Origin of the sequence: Enterococcus raffinosus, assembly GCF_018917525.1 — a bacterium.
Lineage (GTDB): Bacteria > Bacillota > Bacilli > Lactobacillales > Enterococcaceae > Enterococcus_A > Enterococcus_A raffinosus_A.
The window spans coordinates 1-25,441 of the sequence record NZ_JAHLOS010000050.1 but is presented as its reverse complement, the minus strand read 5'-3'; the positions used below and the strand labels follow the sequence as shown (position 1 = coordinate 25,441).

19 protein-coding genes, 20 tRNA genes, 1 riboswitch and 1 other annotated feature are annotated in these 25,441 nt (G+C 41.2%); of the genes, 30 read left to right on the top strand and 9 right to left on the bottom strand.

Annotated elements, in window-relative coordinates:
• Nucleotides 1-32 precede the first annotated feature (32 nt).
• The 23 genes from KQI58_RS20355 to KQI58_RS20245 all read left to right on the top strand — a co-directional run bounded on the left by KQI58_RS20355 (nucleotide 33) and on the right by KQI58_RS20245 (nucleotide 5,636).
• A tRNA-Leu gene (locus KQI58_RS20355) sits at nucleotides 33-118 on the top strand.
• A gap of 13 nt (nucleotides 119-131) precedes the next feature.
• Nucleotides 132-205: transfer RNA gene (locus KQI58_RS20350), tRNA-Arg, on the top strand.
• 3 nt (nucleotides 206-208) lie between these two features.
• A tRNA-Pro gene (locus KQI58_RS20345) sits at nucleotides 209-282 on the top strand.
• A 15-nt stretch (nucleotides 283-297) separates the two neighbouring features.
• Nucleotides 298-370 (top strand) — tRNA-Ala (locus KQI58_RS20340).
• A gap of 14 nt (nucleotides 371-384) precedes the next feature.
• A tRNA-Met gene (locus KQI58_RS20335) sits at nucleotides 385-458 on the top strand.
• Nucleotides 459-472: 14 nt separating this feature from the next.
• Nucleotides 473-546 (top strand) — tRNA-Ile (locus tag KQI58_RS20330).
• A 15-nt stretch (nucleotides 547-561) separates the two neighbouring features.
• A tRNA-Ser gene (locus KQI58_RS20325) sits at nucleotides 562-651 on the top strand.
• A 14-nt stretch (nucleotides 652-665) separates the two neighbouring features.
• A tRNA-Met gene (locus KQI58_RS20320) sits at nucleotides 666-739 on the top strand.
• An 18-nt stretch (nucleotides 740-757) separates the two neighbouring features.
• Nucleotides 758-833, top strand: a tRNA-Asp gene (locus KQI58_RS20315).
• Nucleotide 834: 1 nt separating this feature from the next.
• Nucleotides 835-905: transfer RNA gene (locus KQI58_RS20310), tRNA-Gly, on the top strand.
• 15 nt (nucleotides 906-920) lie between these two features.
• Nucleotides 921-994: transfer RNA gene (locus KQI58_RS20305), tRNA-Ile, on the top strand.
• 11 nt (nucleotides 995-1,005) lie between these two features.
• Nucleotides 1,006-1,077 (top strand) — tRNA-Glu (locus KQI58_RS20300).
• A 13-nt stretch (nucleotides 1,078-1,090) separates the two neighbouring features.
• Nucleotides 1,091-1,180: transfer RNA gene (locus KQI58_RS20295), tRNA-Ser, on the top strand.
• Nucleotides 1,181-1,194: 14 nt separating this feature from the next.
• A tRNA-Met gene (locus tag KQI58_RS20290) sits at nucleotides 1,195-1,268 on the top strand.
• An 18-nt stretch (nucleotides 1,269-1,286) separates the two neighbouring features.
• Nucleotides 1,287-1,359 (top strand) — tRNA-Asp (locus KQI58_RS20285).
• A gap of 5 nt (nucleotides 1,360-1,364) precedes the next feature.
• Nucleotides 1,365-1,437 (top strand) — tRNA-Phe (locus KQI58_RS20280).
• Nucleotides 1,438-1,445: 8 nt separating this feature from the next.
• A tRNA-Gly gene (locus KQI58_RS20275) sits at nucleotides 1,446-1,516 on the top strand.
• A 14-nt stretch (nucleotides 1,517-1,530) separates the two neighbouring features.
• Nucleotides 1,531-1,604: transfer RNA gene (locus KQI58_RS20270), tRNA-Ile, on the top strand.
• A 21-nt stretch (nucleotides 1,605-1,625) separates the two neighbouring features.
• Nucleotides 1,626-1,713 (top strand) — tRNA-Ser (locus KQI58_RS20265).
• Nucleotides 1,714-1,726: 13 nt separating this feature from the next.
• A tRNA-Glu gene (locus KQI58_RS20260) sits at nucleotides 1,727-1,798 on the top strand.
• A 111-nt stretch (nucleotides 1,799-1,909) separates the two neighbouring features.
• A riboswitch (SMK box riboswitch) is annotated at nucleotides 1,910-1,992 on the top strand.
• Nucleotides 1,990-3,180, top strand: a complete 1,191-nt coding sequence (metK, locus tag KQI58_RS20255; RefSeq protein WP_216410779.1) for a methionine adenosyltransferase — start codon at nucleotides 1,990-1,992, stop codon at nucleotides 3,178-3,180. It overlaps the preceding riboswitch by 3 nt.
• Before the next feature lie 166 nt (nucleotides 3,181-3,346).
• The gene (locus tag KQI58_RS20250) at nucleotides 3,347-4,825 is read left to right on the top strand and encodes an MDR family MFS transporter (protein WP_216410778.1); all 1,479 of its coding nucleotides are present in this window, start codon (nucleotides 3,347-3,349) and stop codon (nucleotides 4,823-4,825) included.
• A 22-nt stretch (nucleotides 4,826-4,847) separates the two neighbouring features.
• Nucleotides 4,848-5,636 carry an alpha/beta hydrolase gene (locus tag KQI58_RS20245; RefSeq protein ID WP_216410777.1) on the top strand — a complete coding sequence of 263 codons (789 nt, stop codon included), beginning with the start codon at nucleotides 4,848-4,850 and terminating at the stop codon, nucleotides 5,634-5,636.
• Nucleotides 5,637-5,693: 57 nt separating this feature from the next.
• On the opposite strand, the gene KQI58_RS20240 is transcribed toward KQI58_RS20245, so the two are convergent.
• From KQI58_RS20240 to KQI58_RS20230, 3 genes are read right to left on the bottom strand one after another with little or no spacing between them, the layout of a single operon-like run.
• Entirely contained in the window at nucleotides 5,694-6,257 is a 564-nt protein-coding gene (locus KQI58_RS20240; protein ID WP_216410776.1) for a tRNA (mnm(5)s(2)U34)-methyltransferase, read from the bottom strand.
• Nucleotides 6,232-7,212, bottom strand: a complete 981-nt coding sequence (locus tag KQI58_RS20235; RefSeq protein ID WP_216410775.1) for a TIGR01212 family radical SAM protein — start codon at nucleotides 7,210-7,212, stop codon at nucleotides 6,232-6,234. Before KQI58_RS20235 ends, KQI58_RS20240 begins: the two co-directional genes overlap by 26 nt.
• A complete protein-coding gene (locus tag KQI58_RS20230; protein WP_216410774.1) occupies nucleotides 7,213-7,869 on the bottom strand; it encodes a phosphatase PAP2 family protein in 657 nt (218 codons plus the stop codon).
• 137 nt (nucleotides 7,870-8,006) lie between these two features.
• Nucleotides 8,007-8,198: a binding site (T-box leader), on the top strand.
• 67 nt (nucleotides 8,199-8,265) lie between these two features.
• Here KQI58_RS20230 and leuS point away from each other — a divergent pair.
• Both leuS and KQI58_RS20220 read left to right on the top strand, forming a co-directional pair.
• Nucleotides 8,266-10,779, top strand: a complete 2,514-nt coding sequence (gene leuS / locus KQI58_RS20225; RefSeq protein ID WP_216410773.1) for a leucine--tRNA ligase — start codon at nucleotides 8,266-8,268, stop codon at nucleotides 10,777-10,779.
• Nucleotides 10,780-11,021: 242 nt separating this feature from the next.
• Nucleotides 11,022-11,924: an NAD(P)H-dependent flavin oxidoreductase gene (locus tag KQI58_RS20220; protein ID WP_216410772.1), complete on the top strand. Its 903-nt coding sequence runs from the start codon at nucleotides 11,022-11,024 to the stop codon at nucleotides 11,922-11,924.
• Between the two features lie 12 nt (nucleotides 11,925-11,936).
• Here the strand turns inward: KQI58_RS20220 and KQI58_RS20215 are convergent, their stop codons facing one another.
• Nucleotides 11,937-13,430 (bottom strand): UDP-N-acetylmuramoyl-L-alanyl-D-glutamate--L-lysine ligase, encoded by a 1,494-nt coding sequence (locus KQI58_RS20215; RefSeq protein ID WP_216410771.1) that lies wholly within the window; start codon nucleotides 13,428-13,430, stop codon nucleotides 11,937-11,939.
• Between the two features lie 127 nt (nucleotides 13,431-13,557).
• Here KQI58_RS20215 and KQI58_RS20210 point away from each other — a divergent pair, with 127 nt between their 5' ends.
• Together KQI58_RS20210 and KQI58_RS20205 are read left to right on the top strand one after the other, a co-directional pair.
• The gene (locus KQI58_RS20210; protein WP_216410770.1) at nucleotides 13,558-15,195 is read left to right on the top strand and encodes a putative polysaccharide biosynthesis protein; all 1,638 of its coding nucleotides are present in this window, start codon (nucleotides 13,558-13,560) and stop codon (nucleotides 15,193-15,195) included.
• Between the two features lie 409 nt (nucleotides 15,196-15,604).
• A complete protein-coding gene (locus KQI58_RS20205) occupies nucleotides 15,605-16,237 on the top strand; it encodes a LysM peptidoglycan-binding domain-containing protein (RefSeq protein WP_216410769.1) in 633 nt (210 codons plus the stop codon).
• Between the two features lie 127 nt (nucleotides 16,238-16,364).
• Here KQI58_RS20205 and KQI58_RS20200 read toward each other — a convergent pair whose 3' ends face one another.
• Complete coding sequence (locus KQI58_RS20200; protein ID WP_216410768.1) at nucleotides 16,365-17,219, bottom strand: RluA family pseudouridine synthase; 855 nt, start codon at nucleotides 17,217-17,219, stop codon at nucleotides 16,365-16,367.
• A gap of 278 nt (nucleotides 17,220-17,497) precedes the next feature.
• Here KQI58_RS20200 and KQI58_RS20195 point away from each other — a divergent pair, with 278 nt between their 5' ends.
• The 3 genes from KQI58_RS20195 to KQI58_RS20185 all read left to right on the top strand — a co-directional run bounded on the left by KQI58_RS20195 (nucleotide 17,498) and on the right by KQI58_RS20185 (nucleotide 21,420).
• A complete protein-coding gene (locus KQI58_RS20195; RefSeq protein WP_216410767.1) occupies nucleotides 17,498-19,699 on the top strand; it encodes a PBP1A family penicillin-binding protein in 2,202 nt (733 codons plus the stop codon).
• Between the two features lie 68 nt (nucleotides 19,700-19,767).
• On the top strand, nucleotides 19,768-20,109 hold the full coding sequence (locus tag KQI58_RS20190; protein WP_216410766.1) for a YlbF family regulator: 342 nt from the start codon (nucleotides 19,768-19,770) through the stop codon (nucleotides 20,107-20,109).
• Between the two features lie 168 nt (nucleotides 20,110-20,277).
• The gene (locus KQI58_RS20185) at nucleotides 20,278-21,420 is read left to right on the top strand and encodes a serine hydrolase domain-containing protein (RefSeq protein WP_216410765.1); all 1,143 of its coding nucleotides are present in this window, start codon (nucleotides 20,278-20,280) and stop codon (nucleotides 21,418-21,420) included.
• 49 nt (nucleotides 21,421-21,469) lie between these two features.
• Here KQI58_RS20185 and KQI58_RS20180 read toward each other — a convergent pair whose 3' ends face one another.
• The 4 genes from KQI58_RS20180 to KQI58_RS20165 all read right to left on the bottom strand — a co-directional run bounded on the left by KQI58_RS20180 (nucleotide 21,470) and on the right by KQI58_RS20165 (nucleotide 25,314).
• Entirely contained in the window at nucleotides 21,470-21,652 is a 183-nt protein-coding gene (locus tag KQI58_RS20180) for a hypothetical protein (RefSeq protein ID WP_216410764.1), read from the bottom strand.
• An 85-nt stretch (nucleotides 21,653-21,737) separates the two neighbouring features.
• Nucleotides 21,738-22,328: a TetR/AcrR family transcriptional regulator gene (locus KQI58_RS20175; RefSeq protein ID WP_216410763.1), complete on the bottom strand. Its 591-nt coding sequence runs from the start codon at nucleotides 22,326-22,328 to the stop codon at nucleotides 21,738-21,740.
• A gap of 77 nt (nucleotides 22,329-22,405) precedes the next feature.
• The gene (locus tag KQI58_RS20170) at nucleotides 22,406-24,610 is read right to left on the bottom strand and encodes an ABC transporter permease (protein WP_216410762.1); all 2,205 of its coding nucleotides are present in this window, start codon (nucleotides 24,608-24,610) and stop codon (nucleotides 22,406-22,408) included.
• Nucleotides 24,610-25,314 (bottom strand): ABC transporter ATP-binding protein, encoded by a 705-nt coding sequence (locus KQI58_RS20165; RefSeq protein WP_216410761.1) that lies wholly within the window; start codon nucleotides 25,312-25,314, stop codon nucleotides 24,610-24,612. The genes KQI58_RS20170 and KQI58_RS20165 overlap by 1 nt, the downstream gene beginning before the upstream one ends.
• Nucleotides 25,315-25,441: the final 127 nt, after the last annotated feature.

Sequence of the window (25,441 nt, the reverse complement as noted above, 5' to 3'; positions counted from 1 at the left end):
GTTTTCCGCTTTCCTGAAGACCAGGGAAGAACGCCGGGGTGGCGGAACTGGCAGACGCACAGGACTTAAAATCCTGCGGTGAGTGATCACCGTACCGGTTCGATTCCGGTCCTCGGCATTAACTAAATAACGCACCCGTAGCTCAATTGGATAGAGTACTTGACTACGAATCAAGGGGTTAGAGGTTCGAGTCCTCTCGGGTGCATTTCGGGAAGTAGCTCAGCTTGGTAGAGCACTTGGTTTGGGACCAAGGGGTCGCAGGTTCGAATCCTGTCTTCCCGATAGAAATAAAATTTTGGGGCCTTAGCTCAGCTGGGAGAGCGCCTGCTTTGCACGCAGGAGGTCAGCGGTTCGATCCCGCTAGGCTCCATTTTTTATTATTAACGCGGTGTAGCTCAGCTGGCTAGAGCGTCCGGTTCATACCCGGGAGGTCGGGGGTTCGATCCCCTCCGCCGCGATTTTATTCGAGCCAGGACCTTTAGCTCAGTTGGTTAGAGCAGACGGCTCATAACCGTCCGGTCGTAGGTTCGAGTCCTACAAGGTCCATAGTGACTCTTTTATGGAGGATTACCCAAGTCCGGCTGAAGGGAACGGTCTTGAAAACCGTCAGGCGGGTAAAACCGTGCAAGGGTTCGAATCCCTTATCCTCCTTTTAATACTATTATCGCGGGATGGAGCAGTCTGGTAGCTCGTCGGGCTCATAACCCGAAGGTCGTAGGTTCAAATCCTGCTCCCGCAATTAAAAACTAAAAAATACGGTTCCGTGGTGTAGGGGTTAACATGCCTGCCTGTCACGCAGGAGATCGCGGGTTCAAATCCCGTCGGGACCGCCATGCGGGTGTAGTTTAGTGGTAAAACCACAGCCTTCCAAGCTGTTGTCGCGAGTTCGATTCTCGTCACCCGCTTTTAGTTTTTAAGAAGGGCCTATAGCTCAGCTGGTTAGAGCGCACGCCTGATAAGCGTGAGGTCGATGGTTCGAGTCCATTTAGGCCCATTAAAATTTATGGCCCGTTGGTCAAGCGGTTAAGACACCGCCCTTTCACGGCGGTAACACGGGTTCGAGTCCCGTACGGGTCATTATTTTTTATTTGGAGGATTACCCAAGTCCGGCTGAAGGGAACGGTCTTGAAAACCGTCAGGCGGGTAAAACCGTGCAAGGGTTCGAATCCCTTATCCTCCTTTTAATACTATTATCGCGGGATGGAGCAGTCTGGTAGCTCGTCGGGCTCATAACCCGAAGGTCGTAGGTTCAAATCCTGCTCCCGCAATTAAAAACTAAAAAATACGGTTCCGTGGTGTAGGGGTTAACATGCCTGCCTGTCACGCAGGAGATCGCGGGTTCAAATCCCGTCGGGACCGCTTCTGGCTCGGTAGCTCAGTTGGTAGAGCAATGGATTGAAGCTCCATGTGTCGGCAGTTCGATTCTGTCCCGCGCCATCAGAATTGCGGGTGTAGTTTAGTGGTAAAACCACAGCCTTCCAAGCTGTTGTCGCGAGTTCGATTCTCGTCACCCGCTTTAGTTTTTAAGAAGGGCCTATAGCTCAGCTGGTTAGAGCGCACGCCTGATAAGCGTGAGGTCGATGGTTCGAGTCCATTTAGGCCCATTAAAAATCTTTTTGGTTTTTGGGGAAGTACTCAAGTGGCTGAAGAGGCGCCCCTGCTAAGGGTGTAGGTCGGGAAACCGGCGCGAGGGTTCAAATCCCTCCTTCTCCGTTTTTTGATATATGGCCCGTTGGTCAAGCGGTTAAGACACCGCCCTTTCACGGCGGTAACACGGGTTCGAGTCCCGTACGGGTCATTTTGAGACGTTTTCGAACGTTTCTTTTTTTTGTTCTGAAATGATTTTCTATAAGTTTTCAAGCTTATTGACGGTTTATTAGTGACAGAGGCTATTTTTCTGTTATAATCGAGACGTTGCAAGTTCCCGATAGGCTCTGAGAAGCTCAGAGATTCCTTGTAACCGAATAAAAATTAGGGGGAATATTTATAATGGAAGAACGTCGTTTATTTACATCCGAATCAGTTTCAGAAGGACATCCGGATAAGGTTGCTGATCAAATCAGTGATGCTATTTTGGATGCAATTCTAGAAAAGGATCCAAAAGCCAGAGTTGCATGCGAAACGTCTGTAACGACTGGGCTTGTTTTAGTTTTTGGTGAAATATCTACTTCAGCGTATGTAGATATCCAAAAAGTGGTGCGCGAAACGATTAAGCGTATTGGTTATACAGAATCAAAATTTGGGTTTGATGGTGATAATGTTGCTGTTTTAGTAGCAATCGATGAACAATCACCGGATATCGCTCAAGGTGTGGATGATGCTCTAGAAACACGTGGTAAAGAAGAACTATTGGATGATATCGGTGCCGGAGATCAGGGGCTAATGTTTGGTTTTGCGGTGAATGAGACACCGGAATTGATGCCATTACCTATTTCTTTGAGTCATCACCTAGTGAAGCGTTTGGCTGACTTGCGTAAATCTGGCGAGGTAGCTTATTTTGGCCCAGATGCAAAATCTCAAGTGACTGTTGAATACGACGAAAATGGAAAACCATTGCGTGTTGATACAGTCGTTATCAGTACTCAACACAATGATGCTGTTGATAACGAGACGATTCAAAAAGACGTCATGGAAAAAGTGATCAAACATGAAATTTCTGCTGAATTATTGGATGATAAAACGAAATATTTTATTAATCCAACTGGTCGTTTTGTGATTGGTGGTCCTCAAGGGGATGCTGGATTGACCGGGCGTAAAATTATCGTTGATACTTATGGTGGTTATTCACGTCACGGAGGTGGTGCTTTTTCTGGGAAAGATGCAACTAAAGTAGACCGTTCTGCATCTTATGCGGCTCGTTATATTGCGAAAAATATTGTGGCTGCTGGTTTAGCAGAAAAAGTAGAGGTGCAGCTTGCTTATGCGATAGGTGTGGCACAGCCCGTTTCTATTTCAGTCAATACCTTCGGAACAGCAAAGGTTACTGAAGAAGCATTGATTGGTGCTATTCGTGAAAACTTCGATTTGCGTCCGGCAGGAATTATCGAAATGCTTGATTTGTTGCGTCCAATCTATAGCGATACAGCCGCTTATGGACATTTTGGTCGAACAGATGTGGATCTTCCTTGGGAGCATATTGATAAAGTCGATGCATTGAAGAAAAGCTTGAATCTAGAATAAATCGTACAGACATAAAATACTTATGGAGTTCACGAGGCGGTTTCTATTAATCATTGATTGATAGGGCTGTCTCTTTTTTTAGGCAATTTTGATCGGCTTCATGAGAGATAAGTTATACTTCTATGTTAAAGTATCTAAAGATTAAAAAATGGATTTGGAGGAAAAAATGAATAGAAAGACAAATGTGAAGGTTGTGACTGCAGGAATATTTATCGCGACATTTATGTCTGCGATTGAAGGTACGATCGTGACGACGGCAATGCCGACAATCGTTGGCAGTTTACATGGAATTGAAATTATGAACTGGGTATTCTCCATTTATTTATTAACAAATGCCATGATTACACCGATTTATGGAAAGTTAGCGGATAAGATCGGTAGAAAACCGATTTTCATCTTTGGAATTTTATTGTTTGTTTTGGGTTCGGCATTATGCGGGATGTCTAATGAGATGCTGACGCTAATCATTGCTCGTGGAATTCAGGGTATTGGTGCGGGAGCAATTATGCCCGTGTCTTTGACAATTATTGCCGATCTTTATGATATTGAAAAGCGAGCCAAGGTTTTGGGACTTACCAGTGCAGCGTGGGGAGTAGCTAGTGTTTTTGGTCCTTTAGCTGGTGGATTGATCGTAGATACGATCGGATGGCATTGGATTTTCTTTATTAATGTACCAATCGGATTGGCTTTGATTGGCTTGTTACAATATTTCTTTATTGAAGAGAAAAAAGAGCATCAAGCAAAAAAGATGGATACGTTCGGAAGCTTGTTCTTGATGCTGACACTTTTAAGCTTATTATTAGGGTTTCAACTGCTAGGTGATGAAGGACTTTCGTTATCAGTTATTGCTTTATTTGCAGTGAGTATTTTTTCGTTGATACTTTTTATTCGAACAGAAAAACGAGCAGAAGATCCTGTAATAAATTTGAAGCTGTTCAATAACAAGACATTTGCTAGTGTGAATGTTGTCGCGGCTCTAATTAGTGGATTTTTAATGGGACTGGATGTGTATATTCCGATGTGGATGCAGGGAGTCTTAGGGAAACCAGCCGGAATTGGTGGTTTAGTCTTAGCTCCGATGTCGATTGTATGGATGTACGGGTCGTTTCTTTCAGGTCAATTATTGCGTAAGTATTCAGCAAAATGGATCATTGTTGTTGGCTTGAGTATTATCTTGATTGGCGGAGGAACGTTAGTAATATTGCCGCAGCAAAGTCCTTTTTGGTTGTTTTTCATTATTATGGGTATTCTAGGTATTGGTTATGGGCTATCTGTTACCACAACAACAGTGGAGGCGCAGGCCAGTGTACCGAAGGAAGAAATTGGTGTAGCAACATCTTTTAATACGCTTTCTCGTACAATTGGTCAAACAGTCATGGTTTCACTTTTTGGAATTATCTTGAACGTTGCAAACGGGCAGCAGTTAACAAAAGCTGGGATCACTGATCTTGATATCATGAATCGCTTGATTAATCCTCACACGGCTGTACAGATCAAGTCGAGCTTACGGCTGGAATTACGTGAGATTTTTTTTACCAGCCTTCACTGGATATATTTGGTTGGGCTAGTGCTAATTATTATTGCCTTGATTTTTAGCTTTATGGTTGGCAAACAATCGAGAAGTGTTAAACTGAATGAAGAATAAAAGAACTGGAGGCTCAAGCTGAATGGCTTTTTTACAAGTGAATATCTACTCGAATGTTTTACAAATGGAAGTAGCAATGAACGTGATTTTGCCACAAACGACGCATAAGAAAATTGGAACGGAAACCATTGGTGTAAATGAAGATGTTCCGGTCTTATATTTATTACACGGCATGGGTGGTAATCATAGTGTTTGGGAACGCCGGACTTCGATCGAGCGATATGTGGCTGAATATCAGATGGCAGTGGTGATGCCTTCAACGGATCTTGGGTTTTACACTGATACAACGTATGATATGAACTATTGGACGTTTGTTTCTGAGGAATTGCCAACGATTGTCCATGAGCTCTTTCCACAATTGACTCATAAACGAGAAAAAACTTTTGCAGCTGGTTTATCAATGGGCGGTTATGGTGCATTGAAGCTTGGCTTGGCGAAGCCTGAGAATTTTGCTGCGGTGGCTTCTTTATCGGGAGCAGTTGTCTTGTCTGATGTGGAAAGTTTATTGCTGGTACGTAATGAAGCGTATTGGCAGGGGATTTTTGGTCCGCTGGATCAGCTCCAAGGATCAGAAAATGACCCACTTCGTTTATTGAATGAGTTAATAGCTAGTGAAAAATCGGCACCACGCTTTTTCTTAGCTTGCGGAACAGAAGATGATTTGTATCCAGCTAGTCAATACATGGCCCATAAGATGAAACAAAAGAATCTGGATGTAACCTTTGAGGATGGACCGGGGAAACATGATTGGGTATTTTGGGATACCTGGATCAAGCGTGTTCTGGAATGGTTGAATGAAAAGAGTGACTGATCGTTTTTTGATCAGTCACTCTTTTTTAGGTGTATACGTTGCAGCAAACGGCAGCGTTCAATGTGAAATAGCTTCGACGCATAATAAAATCGGTGGATTATTCTTTTGATTGATAAATTGATAGTTTAAAACGCTGAATTTTTCCTGAGGTAATGCTTGGCAATAATGCAGGACTTCGTTTTTTTCAGCTGGTCCACCTTCGTGTCCATAATAAATGACGATGATCATGCGTCCACCAATGGTTAAACGTTTTAGAATGGCTGACATGGCTTGTTTGGTCGTTTCGGGCAAGGTGACGATCTGTTTATCGCTTTTTGGCAGGTAGCCAAGGTTAAAAATTGCGGCTTTAATTGGTTGGTCAGCTGAGATTCTTTCTTCAATCGTTTCATGTCCAGCAAGAAATAGCGTTGTGCGCTCGCTATAGTCAGAAGTTTTATCACGCGTATTTCGTAACGCTTGCTCTTGAATATCAAAGGCGTAAACTTGACCGGTTGTGCCGACAAGTTCTGCTAGAAATAAGGTGTCATTGCCATTGCCCATCGTAGCATCAATGACGTGATCACCTTCGTTTACTATTTCCTTCAGCAGCTGATGACTATACCGCAGAGCCGTTAGCAGCATGATTAAACGCCCCTCTCAAAGCAAATTTTCCTTGATAGGAATCACGACGAATCAATTCTTGATCAATCGCGTTTAAGACTTCCCATTTTTTTAAACTCCACATGGGACCAATTAATGAATCCCACGGAGCATCACCGGTCAAACGATGAATAATAATTTCTTGAGGAATCAGCTCTAATTGATCGCAAATGACAGAAACATAATCGTCTTTGCTCATCAGTTGTAAACGACCTTCTGCGTAATCTCTAAGCATTTTAGTGTTGCGCATCAAATGAAGAAGATGAAGCTTGATCCCTTGGATATCAGAATCTAAAATCGTTCGGCGAACATTTTCCCGCATCATCTCTAAAGACTCACCAGGTAGACCGTTGATTAAATGAGTGCAAACATTGATATTGTGTTTACGTAAACGTGCTACTGCATCCACATAGGTTGGATAGTCGTGGGCGCGATTGATTTTGTCACTCGTACTCTCATAGGTCGTTTGCAACCCTAATTCGACCCATAAATATAAGCGTTGATTCAATTCTGCTAAATAGTCCACCACTTCTGGCGGCAAACAGTCGGGACGAGTACCAACAGATAATCCAACTACACCAGGAAGATTGACAACTTGCTCAAAACGTTCGCGGATGACCTCTACAGGGGCATGGGTATTGGTAAAGTTTTGAAAATAGACGATGTATTGATCGACGTGGGGCCATTTTTGATGCATCATGTCGACTTCTTTATGGAACTGTTGAGGCAGCGGATCACTTGGTGCAACGATCATGTCGCCGGAACCAGAAACGCTGCAGAAGGTACAGCCACCATGGGCGACAGTCCCATCACGGTTGGGACAATCAAAACCACCATCAACGGGGACTTTAAAGATTTTTCCGCCAAATTGCTGGCGTAAGGCGTAATTCCAAGAATGATACCGTTTGGTTGGATCGTCAGTATATTGAAAAGTCATTTAATTTCTCCTAATCGCTTTTAGATCATAGACTAATTTTTTCTGTTTGTAATAAGGATACGTGAATAGTAGCCAACTGCTACCAAAAAGCATTCCAGCGAGAACATCGCTTGGATAATGAACACCAAGATAAATACGGCTGATTATAATACTTAGAATCAGTAAACCAACGATGATCTGAGCAATCAAACGTGGTGTTTTTTCTTTGAAGAATAGAGCCATAACGAAAATCAATGTGCCATATAATAAGGTACTAGCTGTTGCGTGACCGCTAGGAAAACTAAAGCTGTGCTCTGTCACCATGTGGGGCAAGATCGTTGGTCGCGCTCGATGAAAGAAAAGTTTCAGTAAATGATTGCCGATACCACTAATCAATGCCATAGTAATGGCTAACCAAAGGGCCGTAATCTTTTGTTTATTGAAATAGAATAAACCAACAAATACCAACGTTAAGATGACAACGGTAATTGGATTAGCAAATTTTGTCACCCATAAAAAATAGCCGTTCATCTGCGGATGCAGCTGATGGACCGCATGAATGATGCCGCGATCAAAACCATTTAATGTTTCTGGATAAAAACGGACAATGTAACACAGTGCCGCAAAAAACAGCAGGGTAAAACTGCCGATTAATTGATAGATTGATTTATTTTTCATTGTTTTCTCTGATTCATCCTTTCTAAACAGAAGTATTATATCATGTTTTGACTAAGGGACAATTTATTCAACGATTTCTTAAAGGGAATTCAATTGAATATTGTTTTGGAATCTGCTAAGATGAAACTACTTTGAATATTGTTGCTTGGAAGAGGAGTAGTAGAAACGAACGCATTTCAGAGAGCGCACGGTGCTGAGAGTGTGTATGCGAGACATTCGAACTTACCTTGGAGCACGATCGAATGATCCGGTTAAGGACCGTTATTTCTTTTGAGGTCTGTCGTTCGACAGATAAAAATAGGTGGTACCACGTTGATAACGTCCTATGAGAGTTTTGAAAACTTTCATGGGATTTTTTTGTATCTAAAACGAATAATTCAATTTAGGAGGAACAACATGAGTTACGATCACAAAGCGATTGAGAAAAAATGGCAAAAATATTGGGCAAAGCACAATGTTTTTAATACCACAGATGATCCTGAAAAACCAAAATTTTACGCATTGGATATGTTTCCTTATCCATCTGGACAAGGCTTACACGTAGGACATCCGGAGGGCTATACAGCGACGGATGTCATTTCACGGATGAAACGAGCACAAGGATACAATGTACTGCATCCAATGGGCTGGGATGCCTTTGGTCTGCCGGCTGAACAATACGCGTTAGATACTGGTAATGATCCTGCGGAATTTACCAAGAAAAATATTGAAACCTTTAAACGTCAAATCAATGCATTGGGGTTCAGTTATGATTGGAATCGTGAATTGAATACCACAGATCCTGATTACTATAAATGGACACAATGGATTTTTGAACAAATGTACGAAAAAGGATTGGCTTATGAAGCGGAGGTGCCAGTCAACTGGGTACCAGAATTAGGGACTGTCATTTCTAATGAAGAAGTCATTGATGGTAAGAGTGAACGTGGCGGTTACGATGTCATTCGCAAACCGATGCGTCAATGGATGCTGAAAATTACTGCTTATGCCGATCGTTTATTGGATGATCTGGAAGATCTTGATTGGCCAGAAAGTATCAAAGAAATGCAGCGAAACTGGATCGGTCGTTCAATCGGTGCAAATGTACGCTTTAAGATTGAAAATAGCGAAGAAACATTTACTGTCTTCACTACTCGACCTGATACGTTGTTTGGATCAACCTATGCAGTGCTGGCTCCAGAATTAGATTTGGTGCAAAAAATTACGACGCCTGAACAAAAAGCAGCGGTGGATGCCTATATCGAGGAAGCTTCAAAAAAATCAGAGTTGAATCGAACCGATTTAGCGAAAGAAAAAACCGGAGTCTTCACTGGAGCTTATGCCATTAATCCAGTGAACGGTGAAAAAATGCCAATCTGGATTGGGGACTATGTATTAGCTTCTTACGGAACTGGTGCGATTATGGCGGTTCCGGCTCATGATGAACGAGATTATGAATTCGCGAAAACGTTTGGTTTGCCGATCATTCCTGTACTTGAAGGCGGCGATGTGGATAAAGAAGCGTTCACCGGTGATGGTCCGCATATTAATTCTGAATTCCTTGATGGACTAAATAAACAAGATGCTATCGATAAAATGCTAGCTTGGCTTGAAGAACATGAATGTGGGAAAAAAGAAATTAGCTACCGTCTGCGTGACTGGTTGTTCTCTCGTCAACGCTATTGGGGCGAACCAATTCCGGTTATCCATTGGGAAGACGGAACAACTGGTTTAGTTCCCGACTATGAATTGCCTTTGGAATTGCCGAAAACAACAGATATCAAACCAAGTGGAACGGGTGAATCTCCACTAGCAAATATTGAAGAGTGGGTCAATGTCGTTGATCCAATCACTGGTAAAAAAGGACGTCGTGAAACCAATACAATGCCGCAATGGGCAGGCAGCTCATGGTATTACTTGCGCTTTATTGATCCTCATAATAAAGAAGTATTGGCAGATTATGACAAATTGAAACGCTGGATGCCAGTTGATCTTTATATCGGCGGAGCAGAGCATGCGGTACTGCATTTGTTGTATGTTCGTTTCTGGCATAAATTCTTGTACGATATCGGTGTCGTTCCAACGAATGAACCATTCCAAAAACTGTACAATCAAGGCATGATCTTAGGTCAAAGCTTCCGTGATAGTCGTGGTGCGCTAGTACCAACGAATATGGTTGAAAAACGTGATGGAAAATGGTTCAGTATTGAAACAGGCGAAGAATTAGAAGAAGCACCTGCGAAAATGAGTAAATCATTGAAAAACGTGGTCAATCCAGATGATGTCGTAGATAAATATGGTGCCGATACATTACGCATGTATGAAATGTTCATGGGACCATTGGATGCTCAGATTCCTTGGAGTGAAAACGGTCTTGAAGGTTCTCGTAAATTCTTAGATCGCGTGTGGCGTTTGATTGTGGATGAAGAAGGTAAGATGCGTGATCATATTACTACCTTTAATGATGGCTCATTGACAAAGGTTTACAATCAAACCGTTAAAAAGGTAACAGAAGACATGGAGAATCTGCATTTAAACACCGCGATTTCTCAATTGATGGTCTTCGTCAACGATGCCTATAAAGCCGAAGCATTGACTTACGAGTATGTCGAAGGCTTCGTACAATTACTAGCACCGATCGCGCCGCATATTGCTGAAGAGCTGTGGGCGATCTTAGGACATGAAGGCGGTATTTCTCACGTAGCTTGGCCAGCATATGATGAAGAAGCGTTGATTGAAAATGAGATCGAAGTCATTCTGCAAGTCAATGGAAAGGTCCGTTCTAAAGTGATGGTAGCTGTTGATTTAGCGAAAGATGCATTAGAGAAATTGGCGATGGAGGATGAACATATCCAACGTAACATTGAAGGAAAAACGGTTCGTAAAGTGATTGTTGTACCGAATAAGTTAGTCAATATTGTAGCAAATTAATTATTGATGCTCCGCATGTAATTGCGGAGCATTTTTTTGTTATTAAAGGGAGTATAAAATTTCCACATGGATAAATCGCTTTACAGCAGGAATATCCATGTACGGCTTCACGAACAAGCTTTTTCTTATTGCCGATAAAGCTAAACGAGTTCGAGAAGCCTTTCTTGTATGCAGATAAAGAAATAATGAGCTGACATGTGAACTATGCTAGGATAAGGTAAAAAAGGAAATGAGGTGCTTTAATGAACTCGATCGCAGAACTATTAGATATCCAATATCCGATTTTGCAGGGAGCAATGGCCCATATTGCTCGCTATCCATTAGCTAGTGCAGTCTCAGAAGCCGGAGGACTTGGGATTATCGCTGCTGGTGGGTTAAGCAGCGAAGAATTGCGAGAACAAATTCGTAGGACCCAAGAACGAACAAAGAAACCGTTCGCTGTTAATTTGATGCTGCAGATGGACAATATTTCAGAGCAAGTTGATGTGTTGATTGAAGAAGGAGTTAAGATCGTGACCACTGGAGCAGGAACACCCAAGCCCTATATGGATCGTTTGAAGCAGGCAGATATCAAAGTGTTTCCTGTGATACCCTCAGTGAAACTGGCACAAAAAATGGAGCAGTTGGGTGTAGATGGTATCATCGCAGAAGGGATGGAGGCAGGTGGACATATTGGTGAAACGACTTCCATGGCATTGATTCCACAAGTCGCTCAAGCGGTGACAATTCCAGTGATTGCCGCTGGCGGGATCGGTGATGGTCGTGGAATGGCAGCAGCCTTTGCATTAGGAGCACAGGGTGTCCAAATGGGGACGGCCTTTTTAACAGTTGCGGAGTGTCCAATTCATGAAAATTATCAGCAAGCGATTCTACAAGCAGATGATACGGCAACCATAGTGCTTCATAAAAACAGCGGGGGTGCGGTTCGCGCGTTGAGAAATAGTTTAGCTGATAGAGAAGAGTCGCCTGCGGCATTTTCTTTAGAAGCCTTGCAGCAAGCGGCAGATGAAGGTGATACAGAAAAAGGAATTGTTATGACTGGACAAATTGCCGGGTTATTTTCGGAAGTGAAGCCAGCTAAAGTCTTGATTGAAGAGGTATATGCGGAGGCGGCAGCAATCTGTCAGAACATAAAAATAGACTAACGGGCAGTGCCGTTAGTCCTTAATAAATTCCTCTGCTAAGTGATAATCGCCTTCATAGGGCAGGTCTTCGCCGTTAACCGTCATATATTTGTCGGTCCCTTTTCCTGCTAAAATGATGGCATCATTTGGTCCAGCCTGCTGAATCGCATCTTTGATGGCTTTTTTGCGATCAATTTCAAAATGTACACGTACATGATCATTTTGAATGCTTTCTTTGATCTCGTCCGCGATTTTTTTAGGATCCTCAAAGTTGGGATCGTCACTGGTCAAAATCGCCACATCGGCATATTCACCAATTGCTTGTCCTAAACCTTCGCGGCGCGATTCTGCTTTGTTTCCAGTTGAACCGGTAATGACAAGTAGTTCACCATCTGGATGCTGTTCTTTAGCAAAAGCGAGCAATGATTTCATACTTAAATAATTATGAGCGTAGTCCACATAAATGTGAGCACCGTTTGGTTTTATTAAAAGATTCATTCGACCAGGAACTAATGCCTCAGCTAGTCCTTGACGTCCTGCAGCTTGGTCGGCACCGACGAGAGCACTGGCAAGCAAAGCAGCAGCAGCATTTTCCTTATTGAAATCGCCTGCTAACAAAATAGAGTAGTTCCCATTTAAGCTAATATCCTGTGCGCCGGTTAATTCAAAGGTTAGCGGATGTTCAGCTGGTTGTACGTGATAATCTGCTTGCTTATTCCCGTATGTAATGACGGGAATATGTTGTTTTTCAGCCAATTCCAGTAGAAGATCAAAGTGATCAATCTCGTGCTGTAAGATAACTTGACGAGAATTAGCAACTAATTGTCGTTTACAATAGAAGTAATCTTCAAATGTCGGGTGTTCAATCGGTCCAATATGATCGGGAGAAATATTTAGAAAAATCCCGACATCAAAGATCAAGCCATAAACACGCGCTACTTTATACGCTTGAGAAGAGACTTCCATTACCAGATGTGTCATACCGTTGGCTACAGCTTCTGCCATCATCCGATATAAATCTAATGATTCTGGTGTTGTAAGTTTTGATTTGAAGAAGGTCACGCCATCTAGTGTGGTATTTAAAGTAGATAGAAGAGCGGTCCTTTTATTCGTCGTAATGTCTAAGATTTTTTTCGTGAAATAAGCGACGGTTGTTTTGCCTTTTGTTCCGGTGATCCCCACTAGCTTTAATTTTTCTTGCGGATAATCATAAAAGGCCATACTCAAAACCGCCAATGCTTTGCGGATATCGGTTACGATGATTGCTAGCTCTGCTGGAACTTCATAGGGCTGTTCGGCGATGTAGCAAGTTAACCCTTCTGATAAAGCCTGTTCTAAAAAACGTTGTTGAAAGTTATTTCCTTTACAGAAAAAAAGGGTATCCGCATCAACTTCACGTGAGTCGTAAGAAATTTTTTGAAAGCTTTTGTCAAAAGGAGCGGTCAACGTCCAGCGTGTGGGCGTAATGAACTCTCTTAAAAGGTTCTCTTGTTCAAGGATTTGTTGAATTTGGGTAAGTGTCAGCATGTTGAGACCTCCAATATATAGTCTAGGCTATTATAGCATAGCTTAGTAAGAGAAAAAGTAAAGAGTGATTGTCAGGAGCGCGATTTAGCTTTACTATAAGGGTAGCGATTTTTTGAAGGAGGAGACCATGAAAGAGACACGACCGAGTGATCTGACTTATCAGGAAAAAATGATCCAAGGATCAGCTTGGCTATCTGTGGGAAACATTTTTTCACGGCTGTTGGGAGCGATCTACATTATTCCATGGTATGCCTGGATGGGTGAAAATGCCCGTGCGGCCAATGGATTATTTAATATGGGTTATACGTTTTATGCATTGTTCATGATGATCTCCACAGCTGGACTGCCAGGTGCGATTGCCAAGCAGATTGCTCGGTACAATTCGATGGGAGAGTATCAAACGAGTCGGCGTTTATTTATAAAGGCCTTGCAAGCTACGGCAATTTTGGGAATTTTTTTTGGTGGCTTGATGTTTTTCACAGCACCATTGTTGGCTGGTTTATCCGGTGGGGGACGAGCCTTGATTCCAGTGATTCAAGCATTGAGCATCGCGGTTATTGCTTTTCCCTGTATGAGTGTCTTACGGGGCTATTTTCAAGGTCAGCAGGATATGCGTCCTTCTGCCGTCTCACAATTGGTTGAACAGGCGCTACGTGTTTTGTATATGCTCTTAAGTGTCTTTATTATTATGAAGGTCATGAAGGGCGACTATTTAAATGCGGTGATCCAATCGACCTTCGCGGCGTCTGTCGGTATGATTGGCTCCTACGGTGTCTTGCTTTTTTATTGGTTTAAGGATCGTAAAAAGAGTGATCTGCAACTTGAACGCAGTTTAAACAAAGTGACGATTGATACGAAAAAATTATTATTAGAAACAATTAGACAAGCAGTTCCGTTTATTTTACTAGGTGGCGGGATTACCTTCTATAAATTGATTGATCAAGTGACCTTTATTCACACAATGAATGCCAATACGAACTACAGCCATGATCAGCTGGTGGATTTGTACGCCTTGTTTAGTGCCAATCCAGATAAATTGACGATGGTCGTCGTTGCTTTAGGAACATCGCTCGCATTAACCAGCTTGCCGATGCTGACAGAACTTTTTACTCAACGACGCCGACCTGAACGGGCAAAACTAGTAAATACGAATATCCAGCTTTTTGCCTTTATCATGCTGCCAGCTGTTTTTGGAATGATTTTACTGGCTTATCCTTTGAATACGGTCTTCTATTCGGCCGATGTTTTAGGCAGTCGTGTACTTGTTGCAGCCTGTTGGGCGGGGCTAGTCTCAGCATTGTTTATGATGCTATCGACGACGTTGCAAGGAATTTCCCATAGTCGAGTCGCAGTGAAATATTGGCTGGCAGGCTTATTACTTAAAGCGATTATTCAAGTACCGCTGATTGAACTATTAGAGGTTTATGGACCTCTCGCTGCTACCTTCATCGGGTTAAGTCTAACCTGTGGCTTATGTCTGTGGAAACTACGCAGAGTTGTTCGTGCAAACTACCAGCTGGCCTTTCGTCGTTGTGTTCTGATTTTGATTTTAACGTTAGTGATGCTGATAGTTGCTGTTATTGTGCGGCAGGTGAGTTATCTCGTTTTTGATCCGGCTTCACGTTTATCAGCTTTAGCCATCTGTTTATTAACATCTGGAGCAGGCGGATTGGTTTATTTCTACCTTAGTTTGAAAATACGATTAGTCGATAAGCTAGTCGGACCACAAGCAAGAAAATGGCGTAGACGCTTAAGAATCAAATGAAAAATACTTCTGCAATTGAAAAGTGCAGAAGTATTTTTTTGTTATAATTTAAATTTTAAATTCAAAATCTGTAAAAAATATTTGCAAAATAATTCAAAAAGAATAGAGTTTTTCCTTCCACTTACTTTACAAAAAGATGTCAATGTTTCTAAAGATAATTTTTGTAATACAAGGATAAAACAGTTACATTTCTCAAAACAGCCTTATATCACGGGTTTTTCCTCATAATAATAAAAGTGATATATTTCAAAATGACACACTGACAGTCGTTTTGTTACATAGTTTTATGTTATTGTAATGAACTGTTACATTAATATTACCCATGAAACACAAAAGGATGGTAAAGTAACTCTCGTAGTCAAGAAGACAGAAGAAAAAAGACATAAGAAAAATCGGAGGAAGTTACATAATGAAATTAGGGAAAACATTTCTTTTTAGTACAGTATTAGTAGCAGGTGCAGGTTTAGCGATGGGAGCTACAGATGCGCACGCTTCAGAAACATATACTGTAGAATCAGGAGATACTTTATCAAAAATTTCTCACAAGTTTGCGGGTAACGATAGTTTAGTAGATTCAATTGCAAAAGCGAACAAAATTTCTAACGTAGATATGATTTTTGCAGGTCAAGAATTAACAATTGATGGCGAAGCGAAAGCTGAAAAAGCACAAGAAGCGGCTCCAGTTCAAGCTGAAGCTCCAGCCCAACAAACGCAAGCGGCTCCAGTTCAACAAACACAGGCAGCACCTGTACAAGCAGCGGCTCCAGTTCAAGAACAAGCAGCGCCTGTTCAACAAACAGCGCCAGCAGCAACTGCAGCGACAACTTCTTCAGCAAAAGAATGGATTGCACAACGCGAATCAGGCGGTTCATATTCAGCTACGAACGGTCAATATATCGGACGTTACCAATTATCAGCTTCATATTTGAACGGTGACTACTCTGAAGCAAACCAAGAACGCGTTGCTGACCAATATGTAACTTCTCGTTATGGTTCATGGGAAGGCGCACAATCTTTCTGGCAAGCAAACGGCTGGTATTAAGAGTTAAAAATAGAAATAACAGAGAGGATCAAAACTATGATCCTCTCTTTTTTATGGGAATAATTTTCAAAGTTTAATAAAAAACCAGCCAAAACAGTCTTTTTTTCTGTCCTGGCTGGTTTCGTTTTTATTCCCACAATCCAGGCAATGCCTGAACAGCTATTTCTTGATGGGTAAAGGGATGTAACAAATGAAGTTCATAGGCATGTAACATCAAACGACCGCTAAAATGTCGACTATACAGAGGATCACCAACAAGCGGATGACCGATGCTGGCTAAGTGGACACGAATTTGATGGGTTCTGCCAGTCTCTAATTGACAAAAGACATCTGTTTGATTCTTATATTGCTTTGCGACAGCTACATGAGTTACCGCAGCTTTTCCGCCTTTAGGATCAATTCGTCGTTTTCGGCGATCGTGTCGATCACGCCCAATTTTTTGATCGATTGTCAGATCCTTTTTTATCGTTCCATGAACGATTGCCTGATAGCGGCGATAGATGTTCTTTTGTTCTAATAGACGACCTAAAATTGGCAAAACGAAGGGGTTCTTTGCAAACAAAATCGCGCCGCTTGTTTCTTTGTCTAAGCGATGCACGACATGAGGCTGATAATTAGGTGCCAAATAGGCAGCTAGATGGTTCAGCAAAGTATCTTGCTCCTCTGGTTGGTTCGGATGAGTCTTCATGCCATGTGGTTTATTTACAATAATCAAATGCTCATCTTCGAAAAGAACCGAAATTTTCTTTTTGTCACCAAGTAGAATTTTTCGTTCAGGATAATCGCTTGCTTCGATTGTAAGTGTAATAATATCTCCAGGCTGGACCATCGATTGAAAATGGCAGGTTTCACCATTGATCAAGATTCCTTTTCGTGTTCGTATAAAATGGCGGACCTTTCGTGGTACCAGCCACTCCTGTTCCAATAAATCTTTGATCGTCATTACAGGTGTTTGATCGGGCAAGGTCATAGTGAAAATCATTTTACTGCTCCTTTTTATTTCAATGTATTTATTTTCAAGCATTCAGTGAATAAAGTGCAAAAGACAGAATTGAGCGCTTTTTTGCGATATGTTAGCTTTAGAAAGGGATTATCCGCTTAATTGTATCACTTTTAACGGATATTTAAGAAAAAAATCAGCTTTTCCTTGAGATCCCATGCTAGAATACTCCCAAGTGTGTATCCGTCTCAAGACCCAAGCATTAGATAGGAGCTTTGTGATACACTGTGTCTGAATTTGTATAGAATGGAGATCAAAAAATGGATTTTCAGGAAATTTGGCGCAAGGTTAAAAGTGGGACAAAAGTTTTTTGGCAAAAGTTTCGTAGCGGTACAAAAACCTTTTGGCAATGGATCAAACCCTATTTGATTCGTTTTCACCACTGGCGCAAACGTATTTGGAAAAAATATCATATCAATAAAATTTTGCTCTTATTAACACTTGTAGGTGTCCTAGTAATGAGCGTCTATCTATTTTTCTTGGCAAAATCGGTCAATGTGGAAACACTGCAATCCAGTTTGAAGCAGTCGACAGTGATTTATGACGAGAAAAATGAACAAGCAGGTTCCCTCTATGGACAAAAAGGGACCTATGTAGAAAGCGATCAAATTTCGCCTTACTTAAAAGATGCGGTCGTTTCAACGGAGGATCGTAACTTTTACAAACACCACGGCTTCGATATCAAAGGGATTGCCCGGGCGGTTGTGGGTCGAATAACTGCTGGCCACATTACTGGTGGAGGTAGTACATTAACACAACAGTTAGCCAAAAATGCGTATTTAACTCTCGATCAAACGTTAGAGCGAAAAGCCAAAGAAATTTTTATGGCCATCGAGATCGAAAAGAAATATGACAAAGATCAGATTTTGACGATGTACTTGAACAATGCCTACTTCGGTAATGGTGTATGGGGCGTACAAGATGCAGCGAGAAAATACTTTGGTGTAGATGCCAATCAGGTAACGATCGGGGAAGCAGCAACGATTGTTGGAATGCTGAAAGGGCCAAGTATTTACAATCCGATTGATAACTTAGAAAACGCCGTAAATCGTCGGGATACCGTCCTTTCCGTGATGGTAGAAAACGGTAAACTGTCTAAAGAACAAGAGGCCCAGGAAAAAGCGATTGATTTGGGATCAGAATTAAATGATACCTATTCCTCAGCAGATGCTGGTTATCGTTATCCTTCCTATTTTGATGCGGTAATCGATGAAGCAGTTGAACGTTATGGCATGTCTGAAAAAGATTTACTAAATAAAGGCTACAAAATTTACACCTCTTTGGATCAGGATTATCAAAAACAAATGGAAGCTGTTTATGATAACAATGCCAATTTTCCGGCAAATGCAGCGGATGGAGCAATGCCTCAATCAGCATCAGTTGCTCTGGATCCAAAAACAGGCGGGGTTCAAGCGTTAGTAGGAAGACGTGGGGAACACATTTTCCGGAGTTATAATTTTGCGACGCAAATGCAGCGTTCACCAGGTTCAACGATGAAACCATTAAGTGTCTACTCATCAGCATTAGAATCTGGCTATAAACCAGACAGCATTTTAAAGGATGAACCACAATCGTACTACAAAGCGAAAAACTATGATGGCACCTCCCAAGGTGACGTGCCGATGTATCAAGCTGTGGCGCAGAGTTTAAACCTGCCGGCAGTGTGGTTGTTGCATGAGATGGGATTAAGTAAAGGCTATAATAAGGCCGAAGAATTTGGAATTCCATTGAGCAAATCGGATAAATATTACGGTTTGGCATTAGGCGGTCTGGAAAAAGGCACCTCACCGCTGAAAATGGCGGCAGCTTATGGTGCTTTTGCAAATGAAGGCAAAGTTTATGAACCGCATTTGATTACGAAAATTATCGATTCCACAGGTGCTGTGATTGAGGATAATAGTTCACCAAAATATGAACAAGTTATTTCAAAAGAAGTTGCTAATGAAATGACGAGTATGTTACTAGGAACTTTTTCTAACGGAACCGCGGCGCAAGCAGCACCAGCTGGATTTACTGTTGCCGGGAAAACTGGAACGACTGAAACGAACTTTGACGCGAATAAAGTCAATGACCAATGGATCATTGGCTATACACCGAATGTCGTGATTTCTACTTGGCTAGGGTTCGAAAAGGTCAGCGAGACACATTATTTAAGCGGAACAAGCGGATCAGAAGTCGGACAGGTCTTCAAAGCGGAAGCCGAGTCGATTTTACCTTATGCTGGACAATACTCTTTTGAGGTTGCGGATGCCTATGCAACAGGCGGACAGGTCGTAGCGGCTGATCAAGTCAACCAAGGAGAAGCAAATGGTGATGCAAGCAAATGGCGAGATGAGCTAAAAGATATTGGCGGCAAGGCTAGTGAAGGTGCAGCAAACTTCTTCGAGAAAGCCAAAGAAGGCGCCAATAAACTGAAGGACAAAGCCCAAGAATTGTGGCAACAATATCAACCAGGAAATTAGGGTGTGAACCCGTTTCCATTCATGTTACAATAGAAAAGTAACTTTTATAGAAAATGAGGGAATACAAGATGGCAAACATTTATGATTCAGCAAACGGACTAGAACGCGAAATTCGTGAGCTACCAGAATTTAAATCTTTAGAAGCAGCTTTTGCAGAATTGAAGAAAAACGAAACAGCGTATGCAGCATTTAAGGATTTCCAAGCCTTCCAACAAAGCTTGCAGGAAAAACAAATGCGCGGTGAAGACTTCAGCGATGAAGATGCATCACAGGCACAAGCATTAGCTGAGAAGGTTCAACAAGAAGAATTGATCAATGAATTAATGGTGAAAGAACAAGCTTTCAGCGTGATCATCAATGATTTGAACCGGATTATCATGACACCAATTCGTGAATTATACGAAGGTTAATCAAAAATAGAAATTGCGGCGTGAGACCCACGTCGCAATTTTTTTCTTTATAAAAGAGACAGCTTACAGACACCTTACAAGACACGAATAAAATTGTTAGGTAAGCGTAAATCGGCGTTTTTTCTCAAGAAAATTGCTATACTTCAAGCCATAAGGATGGCGAAAAAAATGAAAAGAAAAGTTATTGGAGGCAGTAGTATACTGCTGTTAGTTGTAGGGTGTCTACTCGTTTGGCAGTCCGGCTCAGTAGATTTTCATGCAACGAAAACATCATCAGAAACAAAAAAAGAATCTACTGAGAGTTCGATGGCCTCATCAATTGACACAACAGAGTCAAAACCAGAAAAGCAAACTGAAGTTAGGTTGCCAGTAACTTCGAATCAAGCACTAGATAATTATTTGATTGACCAGCATTTTTCCGGCACGGCTTTAGTGGTCCGCAAAGGTCAAGTGATTTTGAATCAATCGTACGGTTTAGCAAATCGAGAAAGGCAGATTAAAAATACTCCGATGACACGGTACTATATTGGCTCCGCACAAAAAGCAATCATTGCAACAGCGATTTTGCAATTAGAACAATCAGGAAAATTAAAAATCGAGGATCCTGTTGCTAAATATATCAAAGACTTTCCCAACGGACAGCAGATAACATTGAAAAATCTACTTAATCATACAAGTGGATTGACTGGACGAACAGAGGGCAGTAAGGCAATCTTGCCACAAGAGATCATACAGGAAATCGAGGCAGCCGGCAGTGACTCAGCAGTTGGCACTTGGCATTATTCTGATAGTAATTATGCGGTATTGGCCTATATTCTGCAGTTAGTTAGCAGGCAACAGGCGCAAGACTATATTGAAGAAAATATTTTTAAACCTGCAAATATGCAAAAAACCGGTTTTTATCAAAGTGATGCTGCAACAGCCGACTTAGCAGAAAGCTACAAAGAGAAAAATGGTCGTGTCGAAAAAGCAGAATTGCCAAATCTTTCGCAATTATTCGGAGCTGGCGATATTTATACGACAGCGACTGATTTTTATTTATTTGACCAAGCCTTGATGCAGGGGAAGCTGATCAATGAGACTGAAAAAAATAAAATGCTGATGAGTGGTAGTACCTCCACTTATGGAATGGGCTTTTATGTAAATCCTGGTAGTTATTCAAGTCACGGTGTTTTAGGTGGATTCAATACCATCAATACGTTTACTCATACAGGGTTAACCTACATCCTTTTATTAGCAAATACGAATCAGGTACAATCATTGGGACAAGCCGCTGATGCTATTTATGGAATATTAAATCAAATGGAATAGAAAAAGTTAGAAATACCGACTTGTATGAGCGGCATTTCTAACTTTTTTGTTAAAAGAATTTTTTGAAGCGGTCCATCAATCCATCGAGCTTCTCAGACTTTAATAGAACCTTGGCCTTTTCATAATAATCGCCCAGCTCGTCTTTATGATCTTCGACAAAAGCTTTCGCCTTATCGATATTCCCTTCGTTTAAGAGCTCTTTAGCTTTTTTGATTAGCTCATCTTTATTCATTTGTAAGCAGCCTCCTTTTTACAGCTATAGTTTAAACGATTGAAGCTGTTTTGACGAGAATTGCTGCTTGGCTAATGCGAAATGCTTAGAGCTCCAAATAGTCCATCAAACCGTCTAACATGATGTGGATGGTTTCGGTCAAATAATTTTCAATCATTACCTCCTGATGAAACATTCCAAATCCTAATACATGGACATAATTTTGAACAATTTCTGGCTGTTTGTCTTTGATTTCTAAAATCTCAAAGAAATCACGATAATTTTGTGCTTCAAAGGCTTCTAATTCAGCCATCTTCTCTTTTGAATAGCGAAAGAGAAAATTCTGGACTTCCTGCTGCTCTTTAACGAAAAAAAACATATCTTTAGAAGCGAAGAACTGATCGGAAAAGACTTTGATCGTTTTTCGACGTTCACTAGAAGATAATGGCTTAATACGCTCGGCAATCATTTTTAACCCGCCAAACAACTCACGATGAATCTGATAGACGATTTCATAAATAAAGTCATCCTTAGATGAAAAATAATGATAAAACGCTCCCTTTGCTACACCAGCGGAAGCGACCACATCATCTACACTGACTTTTTTGATGCCATATTGATAAACTAAAGCCCGCCCTTTATCCAATAGCATTTGTTTGTTACGAGCTTTTTCATCTGGTGTTAATTCTCGCGGCAACTGCTGACACCCCTTTACTAATACCTTCGATTAGGTACTCTATTGAGGTCAATTATATACTGAAAAGCTAGAATGAGCTATTCTTCTTGAGTCTTCAATCCTTCAACAATATCCAAGCGATCAATATAGCGATTTGAAAGCAGCAAGCGCAAACTACTGATGAAAATTACGATTACAGCAGTCAGGATAAATGATTCTAGTGTGATGCTTGACTGCATGGCGAAGCTATTTTGGGAGAACTGATCTTTGATCCCCTCTAGTAATTGGCTGCCAAGTAAAAAGCCCAACGGTAGTGCTAATAGAAGCTGTAGCAAGTTTTCTTTGTTGATGGCCTGCAGGATCAAACGTTTAGAGTAACCCATAATAGTCATAAACATATACTCAAATTCTCGAACGGTTAAATTCATCAAATTTAGACAGAAAATTACGGTTATACCCAAAACAATAGAACAGATCACCAGCAAAATAATTAGTATTCCCATATTTTCCAGCAAGGAATTGAAGGCCTGGCGATCTTCCTGTGCTGTCGTATAAAAGAGCTTCTCTTGCTTTAATTGCTTAATCACTTGTTTAGGCTGATCAGAAGTTAGATAAACGGTATTATAAACCTCTGGAAAATCTTTAAACAGAGTGTTGGCATACTCATAAGATGTGTAGGCTGCCAATCCCATACTCAGGGGAAGGATCGCAGAAACAGTTGCTTTATGATCATTGATCGTTAATTGATCCCCAATTTTTACTTGCCATTTTTTTGCATAATATTCAGGGATTACTAGACCTTGATTGAGCTTTTTCAGCGGTAAGTCTAACGTTTTGATCGTTGATTGAGTAATGATTAAAGGGTAATCTTCGCCCTTTATTTTGCCAGCGAGTTGCAACGCAGCATCTTGTTTATCAACTTCATGAAAATTATTCAGTACTTTTTGATCTAGCGGCACTGGATCGGACAATTGAACGACCAAATCATAACTAGCAAATGTTTTAAAGTAATTATCCGCTACGCCTCTAATGGAGTCATTAAATCCCAACGAGAACAATAGTAGGCCGGTTGAGGCAGCCATCCCTAAAATCATTAGTAAAAAACGTCCTTTGTTCCTTAAGGAAGCAGCCAAAGCGTAGCGAGTATTAAATGACAAGGATGAGAACAGCGGCAGCTTATCACTTTTCTTTTTTGTTTTTGGAATCCGCTGTTTCATAGCAATCGCCGGAAATTCCTTTAAGATATCAAGCATTGAACATAACGAAAAGATTCCGCAGCCAATGGTGGAGATCAGAATTGTGATCGTCCAATAACGAAATTCAACCTGATAGGTTAACGTGGGGAGTTCGATCATGGAACTAAAAACATGAAATAATAATTCCGTTATAGGGTAGCTCAATAAACAGCCTATTAGTGAGCTGAAAAAGCCTAATAAAACAAATTGCCGGGTGTAGATGGTGACGATTGAACGACTGCTGGTGCCTAGTGCTTTCAATATACCGATCTGTTTATGTTCCTTTAACAATGTTCGTCTTAGGATGATAAAAATAATCCCAAAAGACAACAGCCAAAAGATAGTCGGGAAGATATAGGCAAAAGAGACGAATTGGTCAAGATCGCCCTCATACATTTGATAGTTGATTTGGTCCTGTTGCTTAGTGAAGGTCTGATATTCTATTTGTTTCTGAACATCTTTTTCTTTAATCTTTTTGGGGCTAGCTAGCAGGAGTTGGTTGGTGAAGGGAAAGAAATCTTTTGAGACAAAGGCGACCGCAAATTTCTTTGGATCTGCAGAAAAAGAGCGCTCGCTTTGCGAGTAGTAAACATACTCTGGAGAACGGACAATACCGACTATTTTCAATTTTTTCTGGTTTACAGTGAGGGTGTCATTTAAATTAACTTTGTTTTTCCGAGCATATTGACTGATGATGACACATTCTGAGCTTGTTTCGGGTAAGCGACCAGCTTCTAAAGTTACTTGGTTCAGCTTTTCTGAGATGGATATCAAACGAATGTTTTTTTCACCACTTCTAAAGTCCTGAATACTACGAGCTTCCACTGCTGAAAGCTGAAGCTGCTTTTTTAACTGGTTTGGAACGATATCCGTAAAAGAACCTGTCAACGTAACATCTGCGTACTTTTTCTGGTGAAAAAGCGTGGTCATTTCTTTTTCATAAATAGTCTTGAAGGTGAATAGGGTAGTAAAGAACAGCGCTGCAATGGCAATCAAGATGCCCATACCAATCATTTGGGCAATATTATTTTTCATTTTGCGTAAAGAGAAGACAGTTCGTAAGCTCATTACCATTCCACCTCCTTTGGTGCTAAAGGCGAAAGATTTTCTTCGACAGACATAATTTTTCCACTGCGTAGTTGAATGACAATATCAGCAATTTTTGCGATTTCTTTGTTGTGGGTAATAAAGATGACGGTGTTCTCTGTGGCCGTCTGAATATCTTTTAACACCTCTAAGATTTTGATACCTGTCTCAAAGTCTAATGCTCCGGTCGGTTCATCACATAATAGAATCTCTGGTCTTTTCGCGATCGCCCGAGCAATCGAGACACGCTGCTGTTCACCACCAGACAGTTCGCCTGGAAAGTGACTGATTCTCTCTTTCAATCCAACTGCGATCAAAGCGTTCTCAGCGTCTTCTCTTGATTTACTGACCAATTCAGTTGAAAACTCTACATTCTCTAAGGCGCTTAAGTCGGGCAGTAAATTATAGCTTTGAAAAACAAAGCCGATTTTATTTTTGCGAAATTCAGTCATCTGCGCTTTGGAAAGCTTTGTGAGATCCTGTTCTTCGAAGAGAATTTTCCCTGAACTAGGCTTATCCATGCAGCCAATCATATTTAGCAGCGTTGACTTACCAGATCCGCTTTCTCCCAAGATAACAATAAATTGATTTTTAGGAATCGTTAAATGAATGTTATCCAGTGCAACCACCTTAGCATCCCCGGTTCCATAGATTTTTGACAAATTGTTGATTTGAAAAGCGATCATCAGGACACCAATGTCATTAACTTAAGCATATTGACAAATAATCCGTAGTACTGGTGGAAGAATTGTTCTTCTCCAGTGCTACGGATTTGTCTTTTATTCGCTCGATGGCACGTCTAAATAAGCGATT

Bases quoted from the DNA above. Each gene is read 5' to 3' on its own strand.
- metK (WP_216410779.1), top strand. From the start codon at position 1,990: ATGGAAGAACGTCGTTTATTTACATCCGAATCAGTTTCAGAAGGACAT.
- KQI58_RS20250 (WP_216410778.1), top strand. From the start codon at position 3,347: ATGAATAGAAAGACAAATGTGAAGGTTGTGACTGCAGGAATATTTATC.
- KQI58_RS20245 (WP_216410777.1), top strand. From the start codon at position 4,848: ATGGCTTTTTTACAAGTGAATATCTACTCGAATGTTTTACAAATGGAA.
- KQI58_RS20240 (WP_216410776.1), bottom strand. From the start codon at position 6,257: ATGCTGCTAACGGCTCTGCGGTATAGTCATCAGCTGCTGAAGGAAATA.
- KQI58_RS20235 (WP_216410775.1), bottom strand. From the start codon at position 7,212: ATGACTTTTCAATATACTGACGATCCAACCAAACGGTATCATTCTTGG.
- KQI58_RS20230 (WP_216410774.1), bottom strand. From the start codon at position 7,869: ATGAAAAATAAATCAATCTATCAATTAATCGGCAGTTTTACCCTGCTG.
- leuS (WP_216410773.1), top strand. From the start codon at position 8,266: ATGAGTTACGATCACAAAGCGATTGAGAAAAAATGGCAAAAATATTGG.
- KQI58_RS20220 (WP_216410772.1), top strand. From the start codon at position 11,022: ATGAACTCGATCGCAGAACTATTAGATATCCAATATCCGATTTTGCAG.
- KQI58_RS20215 (WP_216410771.1), bottom strand. From the start codon at position 13,430: ATGCTGACACTTACCCAAATTCAACAAATCCTTGAACAAGAGAACCTT.
- KQI58_RS20210 (WP_216410770.1), top strand. From the start codon at position 13,558: ATGAAAGAGACACGACCGAGTGATCTGACTTATCAGGAAAAAATGATC.
- KQI58_RS20205 (WP_216410769.1), top strand. From the start codon at position 15,605: ATGAAATTAGGGAAAACATTTCTTTTTAGTACAGTATTAGTAGCAGGT.
- KQI58_RS20200 (WP_216410768.1), bottom strand. From the start codon at position 17,219: ATGATTTTCACTATGACCTTGCCCGATCAAACACCTGTAATGACGATC.
- KQI58_RS20195 (WP_216410767.1), top strand. From the start codon at position 17,498: ATGGATTTTCAGGAAATTTGGCGCAAGGTTAAAAGTGGGACAAAAGTT.
- KQI58_RS20190 (WP_216410766.1), top strand. From the start codon at position 19,768: ATGGCAAACATTTATGATTCAGCAAACGGACTAGAACGCGAAATTCGT.
- KQI58_RS20185 (WP_216410765.1), top strand. From the start codon at position 20,278: ATGAAAAGAAAAGTTATTGGAGGCAGTAGTATACTGCTGTTAGTTGTA.
- KQI58_RS20180 (WP_216410764.1), bottom strand. From the start codon at position 21,652: ATGAATAAAGATGAGCTAATCAAAAAAGCTAAAGAGCTCTTAAACGAA.
- KQI58_RS20170 (WP_216410762.1), bottom strand. From the start codon at position 24,610: ATGAGCTTACGAACTGTCTTCTCTTTACGCAAAATGAAAAATAATATT.
- KQI58_RS20165 (WP_216410761.1), bottom strand. From the start codon at position 25,314: ATGATCGCTTTTCAAATCAACAATTTGTCAAAAATCTATGGAACCGGG.